The sequence below is a fragment of the Methylomonas sp. MS20 genome (assembly GCF_050275925.1).
GTDB classification, from domain to species: Bacteria; Pseudomonadota; Gammaproteobacteria; order Methylococcales; family Methylomonadaceae; genus Methylomonas; species Methylomonas koyamae_A.
The window spans coordinates 1,602,142-1,616,103 of sequence record NZ_CP189962.1 but is presented as its reverse complement, the minus strand read 5'-3'; the positions used below and the strand labels follow the sequence as shown (position 1 = coordinate 1,616,103).

General features: G+C 57.2%; 12 protein-coding genes. 8 read left to right on the top strand and 4 right to left on the bottom strand.

All coding sequences use genetic code 11. The features are described 5' to 3' along the window. The first annotated feature begins 198 nt into the window (after positions 1 to 198). The 3 genes from ACQE3D_RS07080 to ACQE3D_RS07070 all read left to right on the top strand — a co-directional run bounded on the left by ACQE3D_RS07080 (position 199) and on the right by ACQE3D_RS07070 (position 1,775). Complete coding sequence (locus tag ACQE3D_RS07080) at positions 199 to 870, top strand: phage tail protein (RefSeq protein WP_064028203.1); 672 nt, start codon at positions 199 to 201, stop codon at positions 868 to 870. Further along, on the top strand, positions 867 to 1,214 hold the full coding sequence (locus ACQE3D_RS07075; RefSeq protein ID WP_064028201.1) for a DUF6916 family protein: 348 nt from the start codon (positions 867 to 869) through the stop codon (positions 1,212 to 1,214). Before ACQE3D_RS07080 ends, ACQE3D_RS07075 begins: the two co-directional genes overlap by 4 nt. A gap of 66 nt (positions 1,215 to 1,280) precedes the next feature. Next, entirely contained in the window at positions 1,281 to 1,775 is a 495-nt protein-coding gene (locus ACQE3D_RS07070; protein ID WP_064028199.1) for a GNAT family N-acetyltransferase, read from the top strand. Positions 1,776 to 1,787: 12 nt separating this feature from the next. On the opposite strand, the gene ACQE3D_RS07065 is transcribed toward ACQE3D_RS07070, so the two are convergent. Next, positions 1,788 to 3,449, bottom strand: coding sequence for an ATP-binding protein (locus ACQE3D_RS07065; protein ID WP_064028197.1), 1,662 nt, complete (start codon positions 3,447 to 3,449; stop codon positions 1,788 to 1,790). Between the two features lie 750 nt (positions 3,450 to 4,199). On the opposite strand from ACQE3D_RS07065, the gene ald reads away from it, so the two are divergent. Further along, positions 4,200 to 5,315 (top strand): alanine dehydrogenase, encoded by a 1,116-nt coding sequence (gene ald / locus ACQE3D_RS07060; protein ID WP_071158663.1) that lies wholly within the window; start codon positions 4,200 to 4,202, stop codon positions 5,313 to 5,315. A 267-nt stretch (positions 5,316 to 5,582) separates the two neighbouring features. Further along, positions 5,583 to 6,953, top strand: a complete 1,371-nt coding sequence (locus ACQE3D_RS07055; protein ID WP_313728575.1) for a glycoside hydrolase family 30 protein — start codon at positions 5,583 to 5,585, stop codon at positions 6,951 to 6,953. A 494-nt stretch (positions 6,954 to 7,447) separates the two neighbouring features. On the opposite strand, the gene ACQE3D_RS07050 is transcribed toward ACQE3D_RS07055, so the two are convergent. The 3 genes from ACQE3D_RS07050 to ACQE3D_RS07040 all read right to left on the bottom strand — a co-directional run bounded on the left by ACQE3D_RS07050 (position 7,448) and on the right by ACQE3D_RS07040 (position 9,865). Continuing rightward, complete coding sequence (locus tag ACQE3D_RS07050) at positions 7,448 to 8,206, bottom strand: DUF1566 domain-containing protein (RefSeq protein ID WP_313728576.1); 759 nt, start codon at positions 8,204 to 8,206, stop codon at positions 7,448 to 7,450. A 71-nt stretch (positions 8,207 to 8,277) separates the two neighbouring features. Continuing rightward, the gene (locus tag ACQE3D_RS07045) at positions 8,278 to 9,078 is read right to left on the bottom strand and encodes a hypothetical protein (protein ID WP_313728577.1); all 801 of its coding nucleotides are present in this window, start codon (positions 9,076 to 9,078) and stop codon (positions 8,278 to 8,280) included. A 43-nt stretch (positions 9,079 to 9,121) separates the two neighbouring features. Further along, positions 9,122 to 9,865, bottom strand: coding sequence for a PEP-CTERM sorting domain-containing protein (locus ACQE3D_RS07040; RefSeq protein ID WP_313728578.1), 744 nt, complete (start codon positions 9,863 to 9,865; stop codon positions 9,122 to 9,124). A gap of 1,715 nt (positions 9,866 to 11,580) precedes the next feature. Here ACQE3D_RS07040 and ACQE3D_RS07035 point away from each other — a divergent pair. Genes ACQE3D_RS07035 through tnpC form a run of 3 tightly spaced genes read left to right on the top strand, consistent with a single transcriptional unit; the run spans position 11,581 to position 13,905 of the window. Continuing rightward, on the top strand, positions 11,581 to 11,988 hold the full coding sequence (locus ACQE3D_RS07035; protein ID WP_231883784.1) for a transposase: 408 nt from the start codon (positions 11,581 to 11,583) through the stop codon (positions 11,986 to 11,988). Further along, positions 11,964 to 12,314: an IS66 family insertion sequence element accessory protein TnpB gene (gene tnpB / locus ACQE3D_RS07030; protein ID WP_313727828.1), complete on the top strand. Its 351-nt coding sequence runs from the start codon at positions 11,964 to 11,966 to the stop codon at positions 12,312 to 12,314. Before ACQE3D_RS07035 ends, tnpB begins: the two co-directional genes overlap by 25 nt. A 31-nt stretch (positions 12,315 to 12,345) precedes the next feature. Beyond that, a complete protein-coding gene (gene tnpC, locus ACQE3D_RS07025) occupies positions 12,346 to 13,905 on the top strand; it encodes an IS66 family transposase (RefSeq protein WP_313728405.1) in 1,560 nt (519 codons plus the stop codon). The last annotated feature ends 57 nt before the right edge of the window (positions 13,906 to 13,962 follow it).

Genomic DNA, 13,962 nt, shown 5'->3' with positions numbered 1-13,962 from the left:
CGCAGACCGCGACCTTGTCAACCGCGCGGCGCATTCAAGCCGAACATCGGTATCGGATCTCACAGTAGCCTAGCTTTTCCGTTAGGAACGATTATGCTTAATGTCGCTTACGCTTTACAAAATTTCGGCGTTCGCCCGGAGAACAAGCTTGGCGGCTTTTTCCCGGCTATTTTTCGCAAAGACCCCAGGAGGTCCATCATGGCTGATCCATTTTTAGGCGAAATCCACATCTTCGGTTTTGCATATGCCCCGCAAGATTGGGCGTTCTGCAACGGCCAGCAAATGGCGATACAACAACAAAATGCACTGTACGCGCTGCTTGGGACAAGATTCGGCGGCGACGGCCGTAGCTTCTTCAATTTACCCAATCTGCAAGGCCGGGCGCCGATTCATTTCGGCGCCAATCCGCTGTCCGCTTCGCAACCTTACCAGATGGCGCAAACCGGCGGCACATCTGGCGCCACGGTCCAAACCCAAACCGCGTTTAGTTTGACCACCGCCAATTTGCCGTCTCATACCCACGCCGCCGATCTATCGCTAGCCGGCGTCAACGCCGCCACGGCCGTCAAGGTCTCCACCGGCGCCGGCGGCGGCGTTAATCCCGATGCCAACGCCACGCTGACTAACGCCCCAAACGGCCAGACCTCGGCCGCGGTGTTTCTGCCGGCCGCCACGCCGCAAACCAACCCGATCACGCTGGGCGGAGTGACGACCACGTTGAGCGGCAACGGCACGGTCACGGTCGGTAATACCGGCGCCGGCGCCCCGGTCAGCGCACCGCTGAACTTCAGCGTCCCGGCCGCGATGTCGCCCTATCTGGCGCTGAACTTCTGCATCGCGCTGAACGGCATTTTCCCGATGCAGCAATGAGTACCGCGAATCCTGATCCAAAGAATGCACCGATCGCCGACTTGAGTAGCGGGCATTTCCTGCCCTATCTCGGCCAAACTTGTCTGTTGGAAAGCGGCGCGGTGACGATCGCCACGGTCCTGGCGCGTGTCGACGAAAAACCCGGCGCCCGCTCGCCGAGCGGCGACCGGGACAGCCGCATGCCGTTCGCGCTGCTACTGAAAGGCGACGCCGATTGTCCGTATCTGGACGGTGTGTTTACGATGCGCATCGCCCAAGCGTTCGAGGTTCCCGGCATTTACCTGAGCCGGGTCTTGAACGCCGGCCCGCAACCGGCGGCGTTGTTTCAAGCAGTGTTTAACTGACATGAGCGCGCATACCTACCGACGCGAACGGCGAAAAAGCTCGGTTCAACCCCAGCGGCGACGGCGATGGCGCTAGCGCCATCGCCGGCCGGCTTGAATCTGAGGCCGCAACGCGACAATGACGCGACCTTTCTAGCCGGCCTGTACCACAGCTTGCGCGACGACTTGCGTCTGCTCGACGCGGAGCGCGACTTCGTCGAGGAACTGATCGAAATGCAGTTTCGCGCCCAGCGCGAAGGCTACGGTCAACAATTTCCAAATGCGATGTATTTCATCATCGAAATACATAGCCAAGCTGTCGGCCGGGTCGCCGTCGATTTCGGCCACAACGAAGTGCGTTTGATCGATTTAGCCTTGCTGCCGGCCGCCCGAAATCGCGGCCACGGTCGGGCGGTGATTCGCGCCTTACAGCAGGCGGCCGGACAGGCCCATGCACCGTTGACGTTGGTCGCCGCGCTGGACAACCCCGGCGCCTTGGCGTTTTACGCCAAGCTGGGCTTCGGGCTGGCCAGAACCAGCGACAGCCACGCCTTACTGGTTTGGTATCCGGGCGGCGCTTGACTCCCGTCCGGCCTAGTGACGGTTTTGATTGCGCCAGTTATCGACGATGCCTTCCACGTCCAAATCGTCCGGGCCTTCCCGCCAAGCGGTGAAGTAATCGACGTCGTTACTTTTGGGTTCGGGATTGGGCCGGTAGATTTGCACCCGGGTCGGCAGCGGTGCCGCCTCGCCCAGCACCAGGGCCTCGCCGCGCCCCAACGAACTCAGAATGTCGGCCAGATCGCCCTCGGCTTCCGGCACCAGACCGCGTATGTATTGCTGGTCGTCCGGATTGGTGGTGCGTAAACAGATATACGAACTGCATTGCGCCAGCATGGTTTCCGACAACTCGGTCGGCCGCTGGCTGACCACGCCGATCGACACCCCGTATTTGCGGCCTTCCTTGGCGATCCGCTCCATCATTTTGCGGGTGCCTTCGAACTGACTGCTTTTTTCGCGCGGAATATAGGCGTGGGCTTCCTCGCAAATCAGCGTGATTGGAAACTCGCGGCGGCGCGGATTCCAGTAATTGAACTCGTAAGCCAGCCGGCCGACTTGCGCCGACACAGCCGGCCGCACGTCGGTCGGCACCGAGCTGAGATCGACGACGGTGATATTGGCCTTCTTACGGCCCAGACCGACGAACTCGCGCAGCAATTCGGCCATGCTGTCCGAGGTGTTGCGCTTTTTCGGTTTCAATAAAAAGTCGTAGCGCACGTCGTTGAAGCGGCTTTGCATCCGCACCAAAAATTCGTCGAACTGGCCGAACAAGGCGCCCTTGGTCTTGCCGAAGTCCTTGCGTTCCTCGTTGGCGGCCTTGAACTGCATGTACAGCTCGGCCAGCGAAAAGAAAATCGGCGTATCGATGGATACCACCCCCAAGCCGACATTCTTGGCTTCCTTGCGTTTGAGCTGTTGCAAAATCTCGCGCATGAAGGCCATTTGAATCGACGAACCGGGATCGTCGCGGTCGATGAACAAATCCACCAGCTCGGCGTAAGTCATCATCCAATACGGCATTTCCAATTCCATCGCGTCGACGTAATTGACGCGCTCGCTGGGGAAGGCCGACTCGATGCTGCCGTCCGGCGTCTTCCAGCAATATTCGCCGTGCAGGTCCAGCATGATCAAATGGGTCTTCGGCATCGCCGCGATCGTGTGTTGGATCAGACTGGTCACGGTCCACGATTTGCCGGAACCGGACTGGCCGACGATCGCGAAATGCCGGCCGAACAAGGCGCGCGGATCGAGGCTGAGATGGTAATCCTTGTGACTGGCGAGCTGGCCGATGAAGAATTGGTAGTCGCGGAACTTGGAAAAAATCGCGTTGATCTCGGCCAAGCCCACCGCATACACCGCCGCGCCGGGCGTCGGATAATGGCGCACGCCGCGGATGAACACATTGCTTTCGTTCAGCTCGCCGACCGGAATCAACGCGATAAAGCGGTCGGTGGCGCGGTTGCCGGCCTGATCGAAGCGGTCGCGCTCCCACATCTTGAAGACCAACGCCAGCACCCCGATATGCGATTGGCGAATCACCACGTAGGAACCCAAATGGCCGGCCAGAATCTCTTCATCGCCCAACCGGATGATCGGCGCCGCGGTGGCGTGCTCCGCGACGATGCGGGCGTCCATGCCGTCGGCGCGCACCTCGGTCAAATAGGCGATCAGGATGTTGTCGGTGGTGTCACTCATGGCAATCTCGGCTGCGGAACAAGCTGGGCTAAGCTTAGCCGAAAATTTTCCGCCGACGCCGCCGGCTCTGTCGGCGATACGCCAAACCGGATCGACATTGCCGACAATGCCGGAACCGACCGACGGCCGGAAACGCCGGGGCTCGCGGATTCCCGGCGCTTCGGCGCCGAACGGCGCCAGGCGCGGATATTGCTTGACCTATAGTAGGTATGCTTAACTCGGCCCCATTGCCGACCGGCAAATCCGGTCCACCATTCGGAGTTTTAAAGGCCGGGGTCGGTAGACGGCAAGCGCTCAGCGATCTGTTCCCCAGTTTGAGAAAGAGGGGGTAGTTCTTGTCAGATTGGAAGAAAGACCGTCATACCCGCCGGGAAGCGGGTATCCAGTGCCATGGATGGCGAGCTTCGAACCCTCCATGGCGGCTAGATTCGCTCCGCGCGCTAACGGGTCCGGCAATCCATGCCGGAATGACAGCCTTCGGTAAGGGGAAGCCTGAAATCTACCAAGTTGAATTAAGCGAGGGGCAGGATGAGCGGAGATAAAAATCAATGCGTTACCTCGTGATCCCCCCTCACCCCGGCCCCCTCTCCCGCGAGGAGAGGGGGGCTTTTCCTGCACCCCCAAACGGGGAAACCCGGATTAAGGCCGCTGGAGAAGCCCAGCCAAATAGTGACAGGCCGGGGGAATACTCCGCCGGCAGCACGCTGAAATGGACTTAAACCCTGCATCAACCACTTCGATGAGGTCAACATGAAAATCGGCATTCCCAAGGAAATCAAACCCAACGAAAACCGGGTCGCGCTGGTGCCGTCCGGCGCGGCCGCACTGGTAAGCGCCGGCCACCAGGTCGTGATCGAGACCGGCGCCGGCGCCGGCGCCGGCTTTGCCGACGAACTCTATGTCGCGGCCGGCGCCGAACTGGCCCCGGCCGCCGCGCCGGTGTGGGACAGCGCCGATCTGGTCGTCAAGGTCAAGGAGCCGATTGAGCCGGAATGGTCGCTGTTACGTCCTGACCTGACCGTCTTCACCTACTTTCATTTCGCCGCCAACCGCCGCTTGACCGAAGCGCATCTGGCCTCCGGCGCCACCTGCATCGCCTACGAAACCGTGCAATTGCCGCATGGCGAGTTGCCGCTATTGACCCCAATGTCGGAAGTCGCCGGCCGCTTGGCGGTGCAGGAAGGCGCGCATTATCTGGAAAAGCTCTACGGCGGGCGCGGCGTGCTGCTGGGCGGCGTGCCCGGCGTGGCGCCGGCCAAGGTCGTCATCCTCGGCGGCGGCGTGGTCGGCACCCATGCCGCCAAAATGGCCGCCGGCTTGGGCGCGCAAGTCACGATATTGGACCTGTCGCTGGACCGCCTGCGCCACCTCGCCGACATTCTGCCGCCCAACGTGCAACTGCTGTATTCCAGCCGCCACGCGATTCTGGAACACATCGCCCAAGCCGACCTGGTCATCGGCGGCGTACTGGTCACCGGTGCCGCCGCGCCGAAACTGATCCGCCGCGAAGACCTGGCGACGATGCAGCCCGGCGCGGTCATCGTCGACGTCGCGGTCGATCAAGGCGGCTGCGTGGAAACCACCCACCCCACCACCCACGCCGACCCGGTCTATCTGGTGGACGGCATCGTTCATTACGCGGTCGCCAACATGCCCGGCGGCGTGCCGCGCACCTCGACGCTGGCGCTGACCAACGCCACCCTCCCCTACGTGCTGCAACTGGCCAACAAGGGTTGGCAAACCGCGTTGCGCGACAATCCGGCCTTGCTGAAAGGCCTGAACGTCGTCGCCGGCCACGTTACCTACCCCGGCATCGCCGACGCTTTCGGCATGGCGTGTTTGCCGCAAGAACAGTTTTTACAGTGACAGTCATGTTGGGAGCGGCGCCTTCGTCGCGACCAGGACGCCGCTCCCACCGACTGCAAGCCATCGCTTGGGACGATACGGCGGTTTCATGATCGTCGCTAGGTAAGTCGTTGAGCGCGGAAAGGAACCAGCCCTGCTTCGGCTCCGCTCAGCCGGCGTTCGCTGCCGGCGCCGGCGTCAAGCCGAAGCGACCCACTTCACCTTGCCGCTGGACATCCCGCGCCGCTTCGGTAGACTGCCGGCTCTGACCGAGCAGGAGGACAGCAGATGCAGGCAAGCGACACAGTAACGGACATCCCACTCGCAGCGACGGTCTGGCAAACCAGCGCCGACCAAACCTGGCTATTCGAACGGCAATTCGAGACCCTGGCTTTCGAGACCGCCGACAACGACGCCGAACCGCCGACCATCACCGTCAATCCCGACCAACGCCGCCAAACCATCGAAGGATTCGGCTACACGCTAACCGGCGGCAGCGCCATGCTGATCAGCCGGCTACCGGCCGCCATCCGGCAAGCCTTGCTCGAAGAACTGTTTTTGCCGGACGGCGACGGCATCGGGGTCAGCTTTCTGCGCGTCAGTATCGGCGCGTCGGACTTGAGCGAGCGCAGCTATTCCTACGACGATCTGGCCGACGGCGAAACCGATTTCGAACTGGCCCGATTCGATCTACAGGCCGGCGACCGCGAAGTCGTGCCCTTGCTGCAAGACATTCTGGCCTTGAATCCGGCCATCAAAATCATCGCCACGCCCTGGTCCGCGCCGCGCTGGATGAAAACCAACGCCGACTGGGTCGGAGGCAGCCTCAAACCGGAATGCCGGCCGGTTTACGCCGCCTATTTCGTTAAATACCTGTTGGCGATGCGGGCGCGCGGCATCGCCATCCACGCCGTCACCCCGCAAAACGAACCGCAAAATTACAAAAACGACCCCAGCATGGTCATGAGCGCCGAGGAACAGGCCGACTTCGTCAGGCTGCATCTGGGGCCGGCCCTGGCCGAGGCCGGTCTGGCCGAAGTCGAGGTATTTTGCTGGGACCATAATTGCGACGTTCCCGAATACCCGCTGACCGTGTTGGCCAACGACCAGGCCCGTGCCTATTTCAGCGGCTCGGCCTGGCATTTGTACGGCGGCGACATCGCGGTGCTGTCGCAAATCCACGCCGCCCACCCGGACAAAAAACTGTATTTCACCGAACAATGGGTAGGCTCGGACGGCCAATTCGGCGGCGACTTGCTGTGGCACGTCAAAAACGTGCTGATCGGCGCTAGCCGCCACTGGGCCGGCGTCGTGCTGGAATGGAACCTGGCCTCCGACCCGCACTGCCGGCCGCACACCGCCGGCGGCGAAGCCCGCTGCGTCGGCGCGCTGACGATAGACGGCGACCAGATCACCCGCAATGTCGCTTACTACATCATCGCCCACGCCGCCAAATGGGTCCGCCCCGGCTCGCTGCGCCTGGAAACCGACGCCGACACGCTGCCTAACGTCGCCTTCCTGACCCCGGACGACCGCATCGTGTTGATCGTTCTGAACGACACTGCCGAGACCCGCGACTTCCGCATCCGCTACAGCGACCTCGCCGCCCCCGCCAGCCTGGCGGCCGGGACCGTGGCGACGTATGTTTGGCGGGCGTAAAGTCGCAAAGTGGCCTGTTCGAAGCCGTCACCGAGCGACGCCGATCGCTACGCGCTACTCAAAATTGACGGCCGAGGGCTTTAGCCGCGAACGACTACATTGCAAACACGGATTTCCTTCAAAAACCGGCTATTTGCATTCTAGGCTTGAAAATTAGCGCTAACCCAAGTTTTAAATCACTCCGCATTGAGCAAACTTGGTTGGATTATTAGTGTTCCCAGTGAGCGGCTATGTGCAAATTTGCGAGGGAGTTATGCTCGTTACCGGCCATCATCGAGCTTTGGCTTCATGACCGCATCGAAATGGAAAGCCGCCTAACCCGGCCAGTCGGGGTAACTATCCAATGTCGACATTTAGGACATTTTTTGCCCAGGCGACTGGCCGGTATTCGGCGAGCAAATTAACACTATCGTTGCGTTACGAGGTTCCCCAGCACTCTTTGGAACTTATTAGCATGATGAAAGCCTTCCATAGCAGTAAGTCCATAATCAAATTTACGCAGATTGACGACGGCTCAATCCAACTAGGCTGGCAATTGCAGAGCCAAATAGCCATAACGCACCTGGAACCGGTACTGCAGCAACATCACCAGAAATAACGGCCCATGCCTCGTATTTATCAGTCTGGAAATATCTGCCTTGCCGACCGTTCCCGAAATTCACCCACCATGCATATACAGGGTTTGACAAATCCGGTGAACCTGACCAATAAGCATAAGCTTGGAGATTTTGAACCAGTCCTACGTTATTTTGCAGATACGGTGCTGAGCTACTGTAAGTTCCATTACCAAATATCCCAAAGTCGGAAGTAAAGTTGCCGTTGGCATCAAAAGCAGGTTTCAGACCCAAATTGACGTAATACATATAACTGAGTTCCGAATACGGGCTATCTATGCGGAAACCGTTATCCGAACTACCGTTAGTCGCATAGGTTAGATTGTAGTTGGTCGCGCTACCGTCGATCGGCTTGATCGCTGGTAGTCGCCATTGATTGTAACCAAGGTAGTTTGCAGAGTTCATTGCAGAAATCCAATCTTGGGCAGTTGTCCAAGACATGGTGCCATTGGCATTAATGCCGGATACGCCGAAAGTATTGGTTGCGGCAAGATTGGCATTTTGCAGCCAGGTTACATCTAAAACCGTGTCATATAACAGCCCATTTCCACGGTCTATCAGCGCAGCATTGGCGGAGGAAAAAAACGCGCCAAAAACCAGTGCCATGGCTACTGATTTCGTTGATTGTTTAAATGTCATATTGTCAAGACTCCCAAAATTTACAATAGAAAAAGCCTTCCGTGGCCTTTTTCCTTGATGAGTGCGCTAAATTAGGCTGATTTACGTCGACCGAAACCGATCAAACCCGAAATTGCAGTACCGAATAACCAAACAGCACCGGGTATGGGGACTGGTGCTGTTGATGCGGTGAACACATAATTTCGGGTGGTCGGCGATTGGCTCATGCACGCGGCATTATCCGGACAGACGCCACCCAAGCCGATCAAGTAATACCCGGCTTTTAATCCGTACAAATCCAGAGTAGAACCATCCACCGAACTGGCGGCACCGCCATTTAAGTAAGGTGATGCCGTGTTCCATGCGCCGCCATTAGCGACTAAATCACCGTCCGAATTGGTAAAGGTCAAACCGTTCTGCGCGTACCCAACCCAACCGTTATGACCGGAAATAATGTTACCTGGCGACGCTAACTTATCGTTAGTGTGTACGCCACCATCGTTAGGGCCGCGTACCTGATTGTATTTATGAAAACCACTGCCGTTGACGATGGGGTTTGATCCGCTGGTCCAAATCGAAAAGCCGCCATAGCTTAAAGGGTCGGTGAAACCAGCGGTGAGTTTGAACTCGACGTTTAAGCGATTGCCTGCGGCGATATCGGACGCGCTACCAACCTGAATTGTGAACCAATCAGCCGTGTGTACCCAACCGAGGTTAAAGCTAGTACCGTAATCCGACCAAGATCTCAGAGGGGTTGAGTCGGTCTGGGTAATCGTCGTCCCGGTAAAAACACCCAAATTGGTTGAACCGAATGCAAATGATTCAGCAGACACTGCCGACAATGCAGCAACACCTAAAATACTAACAATCGCTCTATCCAATTTTCTTTTCATAAAAATTCCTTGTGTTCTTTCCAATACAAATTAAAAACAGGCTTTATTTGTTGCGGCGCAAACCTAATAAACCCAAAAGCCCAGTGCCAAATAGCCATACCGCACCGGGCACTGGAACAGCGGCAATATTGCCTTGATGTACCGCCCAAGCGAAGTATTGATTGGTTTTTGGATTCGTCGCCTGGCCGCCGCCACTCATATTGCCAATGAAGGCAGTGGTTGCATCGTATTCACTGGACCAATAAGGTTTGGTCATCAAGTCGTGCACTAAACCTATAACCGGGACATTGAAATTGGCGGGATACGTGCCGTTTCCATATGGCCCATCGTGATACGTAAAATTGCCAGAGGTATCGACCACGCCAATCAGACCCAAGTTGACATAAAGCATATACATCAACATCGAGTTCTGACTGGTAATGTTAAAACCGTTATCGGTACTGCCATCAAATGCTCTGGTCATGTTGTAGCTGACTCCATTCACAGGTAGGGCGGAAGCCAACTGCCAACCGCCATAATCGACATTTCGCACGGAATCGTGATACACAAGGTTAGTTGCCCAGGTGTTTGCCGCATCCCAGGTCATTCGACCCGTCGTCGTATCAACACCGGTTGCAGAATATCCCGTGGTATGTGCGTAATTGGCGTCCTGCAGCCATGTCACATCCAGGACGTTGTCGTACAATAAACCACCCCCCATATCTACTAAGGCAGCCTCCGCTGAGAATGAAAGCCCTCCAAAAACGAGTGCGGCGGCGATTGACTGTGCCGAGTTTTTAAATTTCATATTTTCTATACCCCAAACAATTAGCAAAATTAGACTTAAGTTGTCTTAAGTGGTGAGGCAGAAAATATGCCAAAATCAAATGACGCCCTAAAACCTTACAGTATCATGGATAATTCCTTGAACTGGGCTGGGCTGAGCTGGAAGGACTGCGTGAAATCACTTAAATCTATCGAAATTTAGGTGATATGACCTGTATTGCACCAAATACTAATATTGGGTTTTTTCATGACCGGGCGGATAAGCGAAGCGTCATCCGCCGATAAAACCGTCAAGCATCCGCTTCGCCCAATTCCAACAAGGCCAAGAGCGTAGACAGCCGCAAAGCCATCCGCACGCCGTCGGTGCCGAAACTTCCAAGTGACTGATGGCTTGAAGGGCATCAATGTTATGTTTAGCCAACATGTTGGGGTTCGTTACCTCAACCCACGGTCCTACTCGACCAAGCATTTACTGGCCCAGACAATCTGCCAATGGTGATTGCATACTTCCCTCCGGACCTCAGCCAACCTACCCTGTACGAAGCGGAGGTCTATGAGTCCGAACTGGAGTGAGTTGAAACCACGGTCGGGCTCGGACAGAAGGATCCGCCGCGTGAGTGGTGCGACGTGATCGTCTCAGAGTAGCCCGCCGCTCGATCAGTCTTCTAAGGTCAGTCCGCTCAGTGGCGAGCGGTATCTTTTGGAGCCGAGCGAGGATCGTCAACGTATTGAGTGGGCGGTGCGCGGTGACGCCTAACCCCTCGCTCAACCGGACCCGCTACGGCGCTTGCCTCCACAGTCCGGTTAGCTCGAACGTTATAGGTCAGCGGTCATATTCCGGTTTTCCGCACCAAGTTTTTTGGAGGGCTTTCCGCTGTCGTCAACCAGGTGTTGGTGGTTTGGCGGCCTTACAATTCTATGCGTTACTGATTGTTTTGCCTCAGCGCTTCCGGTTGCGGCAGCTTTAAATTGCAGCCGTCTTCCGACCGCTAGCGGCGCTGAATTCATTAGCCTTGCTTCCAGTCGCAGAGGGCTTTACATTAACGGCGTTCTTTCCAATTTTTAGCAGCGAGGTGTCAGCGGTGCGGCAATCATCAAAATGGCGAGGCTTTCCCCATAACACGTCGCTCAAAGGGACGCTCCGCTTAGCTTGGCGTTAGACGTCTCTCTCAAGATGCTTTTTGCCTACGCGAGCCTGCTGATTTGTCTTCCTGTTTTGGGAGTTGCTGCGTATGTCTTATTGGTAAAGAGCATGTGTAGGCAAGGAGTGTCAGCGCAGCTAGAGATTCCGTTTTTCATTAGCTTCGCGGGCTACGGAGCGGTGTTGTTGTTTTTCGTATCCGCTTTGTTCAAGGTGTGGTCCGCAATGCACTCAATTGCTTTTGTCGCTTTGGTCGTATTGGTGCTCCCGGCCACTCTCCTGTATTCATTCAGGCTTCACAAAATCAGGAAGGAATCTGTCTTTCACAAAGCAGCGTTTTTCCTGTGTGGGTGCTTCCCCGGTTTGTTGGCGAGCCTGATTGGCGTATCTTTGTTATCAGGCAAGTGAGCGGGCTCATGAGGCAGCAAAAAATCTGTTTGTGTGCATCCGCTACGTCTAACCCTGCAATCGAGAAGGACGTCCGCAAGCTGGCGCTTGCGGTTCCCTCCGCCTTCGTAAGCGGTCCTTTAACAGCATCTGTATAAACAGCTCGAAAGGAACGAAGATAGTGTCCACTTATAATCAGGTGGACACCTATGAAGGAGCATAACACGCGATTATCGCGGCCATTAATCGTGGGGCACGGGCGAGACGGCCGTTGCCTTTATGATCCGGAAGCCAAGCGGGAGCTAGTGAAAGTTTGCTTGCATTCGGGCACATCGGTTGCCAAGATCGCTCTGCAATACGGTATCAATGCCAATCTGCTGCGCAAGTGGATGGGGCATTACCGAGAAACAGGACATCCGAATCCGAACAGTCCATTAACGTTGCCGGCTTTTGTGCCCGTTCAGTCGCTGAGCGCAGAGAAACCGGCTGAGTCAGCGCTCAGTGCGGAGTTGCCCAACGGCGTTAAACTCGCGTTACAGCCTGTCGCACTGAGCGACCTGCCGGTGATTTTGAAGGCGTTGGCCGAGCTGCCATGTTTCGTTTCGACGCAGGATTGAAGGTCTACCTGCACCGCGAGCCGGTCGACGGCCGCAAGGCCATCAATGGTTTAGCGCTGCTGGTTGAGCAGGCATTAGGCTTGAATCCGTTCGAGCCGGCCATCTACGTGTTCAGCAACCGCCGGCGGGATCGGATCAAACTGCTGTTGTGGGACCGCACCGGTTTTTGGTTGATGCTCAAGCGGCTGGAAGCCGACCGTTTTCACTGGCCGAAAGAGGCAGCAGTTGTGATGTTGACGGTCGAGCAACTCCACTGGTTGTTAGCCGGTATTGACTTGGCCGCGATGCGGCCGCATCCGGCACGAACCTATACCCAAGTGGGCTGAAACGCGGATGTAAAGCCGGTAAAATAACGGCATGACGCCCACCATCACGCTGTCCACCGAAGACTACCAAGCCTTGCTGGCCGAGCAGCAACGGCTGGCGAGTCAACTGCGGTTGGTGACGGTCGAGCGGGATTTATTGAAAGAACGTGTGGATGCCTTTCTGCATAGGCTGTATGCCGCAAAATCCGAGGCGCGGGCCAATCCGGCCCAGCGCGACCTGTTCCTGAACGAAGCCGAAGTGTTGGCGCCGAACGGTGCTCCAATCGCCGAGGAAGCCACGCCCGAAGCGGTCGAGGTGGCCGGTCACCGCCGTAAGAAACGCGGTCGCAAACCGCTCGATCCGCATCTGCCGCGTGAGATCGTGCGCCATGAATTAGCGGAAGCCGAACGCATCTGTGCGCATGACGGTACTCGTCTGGTGGAAATCGGCGCTGAAATCAGCGAGCAGCTCGACATCGTGCCGCAACAGGTGCGAGTCATTCAACATCACCGCGTCAAATATGCCTGCCCGTGCTGCGATGAAAGCATTCGCGTGACGCCGGCACCGGTTCGCATCATCCCCAAAGGCTTACTCACCGAAACGGCATTAGCCTGGGTCGTCACCGCCAAATACCAGGATAGCCTGCCGCTGTATCGGCAAGCCGCGCTGTTGAGCCGTTTCGGCGGCGATCTGTCGCGCAACACGCTGGCGGCTAGCATGGTGCGGGTTGGCGACGCAGTGCAACCCATCATCAACTTGCTGCGCGACCATCTGCTCGATGCCGATCTGATCCTGGGCGACGAAACCGTGGTTCAAGTGCTCAAAGAATCCGGCCGAGCCGCGCAAAGCAAAAGCTATCTGTGGGCACAAATGACCGGCTCCGGACCGCCGATTCGGCTGTTCAGCTACACGCCGGGGCGCGGCGGAACGCATGCGCAGCCGTTGTATGAAGGCATCAAACCCGGCGCGGTACTGATGAGCGACGGCTATGAGGTGTATAACGCCATTGCAGCCAGCCGGGGTGCGATTCACCTCGGCTGTTGGGCGCATGCGCGGCGTTATTTTGTCGAGGCCGAAGCCGCCATTCCTAAAGCCGCGCGCGGCCCGGAGCAACTGGCGACGCAGTTTATCGCGGCGATGGGTGAACTGTACGCGATTGAAACTCAGACGGAAGACCTGAGCGTCGAACAGCGTGGGCAGCGGCGCCAGGAGCAAAGCCGACCGGTTTTGGTCAAAATCGAAGCCCTGCTGCTACAACATCTGCATGCGGTAATCCCCGGTAGTTTGCTGGGCAAGGCTTTGCATTACTTGTCATCGCAGTGGTCCAAACTGATCCGCTTCGTCGACAACGGCGCTTGGCCCATCGACAACAACCTCTGCGAAAACGCCATACGCCCCTTCGTGGTGGGCCGCCGCAATTGGTTGTTTTGCGATACGGTGGCCGGCGCCCGTGCCAGCGCTAATCTTTACTCGTTGATCGAAACCTGCAAGGCCAATAGCGTCGACCCTTACACCTATCTGGTCGATCTGTTCCGAAAGCTTCCCACCGCAAAAACTGTCGAAGAGTTCGAAGCGCTGTTGCCTTGGAATCTCGACGCCCTAACGGACTAATCGTACGCCAACGGTTAAGTCATTGTCCGTTTCAGTTCTAGTGCGTCCTTCAAAGAT

Coding starts and splice junctions, on each gene's coding strand:
- ACQE3D_RS07040 (WP_313728578.1), bottom strand. CDS start 9,865: ATGAAATTTAAAAACTCGGCACAGTCAATCGCCGCCGCACTCGTTTTT.
- ACQE3D_RS07070 (WP_064028199.1), top strand. CDS start 1,281: ATGGCGCTAGCGCCATCGCCGGCCGGCTTGAATCTGAGGCCGCAACGC.
- ACQE3D_RS07055 (WP_313728575.1), top strand. CDS start 5,583: ATGCAGGCAAGCGACACAGTAACGGACATCCCACTCGCAGCGACGGTC.
- ACQE3D_RS07080 (WP_064028203.1), top strand. CDS start 199: ATGGCTGATCCATTTTTAGGCGAAATCCACATCTTCGGTTTTGCATAT.
- ACQE3D_RS07035 (WP_231883784.1), top strand. CDS start 11,581: ATGAAGGAGCATAACACGCGATTATCGCGGCCATTAATCGTGGGGCAC.
- ACQE3D_RS07065 (WP_064028197.1), bottom strand. CDS start 3,449: ATGAGTGACACCACCGACAACATCCTGATCGCCTATTTGACCGAGGTG.
- tnpB (WP_313727828.1), top strand. CDS start 11,964: ATGTTTCGTTTCGACGCAGGATTGAAGGTCTACCTGCACCGCGAGCCG.
- tnpC (WP_313728405.1), top strand. CDS start 12,346: ATGACGCCCACCATCACGCTGTCCACCGAAGACTACCAAGCCTTGCTG.
- ACQE3D_RS07075 (WP_064028201.1), top strand. CDS start 867: ATGAGTACCGCGAATCCTGATCCAAAGAATGCACCGATCGCCGACTTG.
- ACQE3D_RS07050 (WP_313728576.1), bottom strand. CDS start 8,206: ATGACATTTAAACAATCAACGAAATCAGTAGCCATGGCACTGGTTTTT.
- ACQE3D_RS07045 (WP_313728577.1), bottom strand. CDS start 9,078: ATGAAAAGAAAATTGGATAGAGCGATTGTTAGTATTTTAGGTGTTGCT.
- ald (WP_071158663.1), top strand. CDS start 4,200: ATGAAAATCGGCATTCCCAAGGAAATCAAACCCAACGAAAACCGGGTC.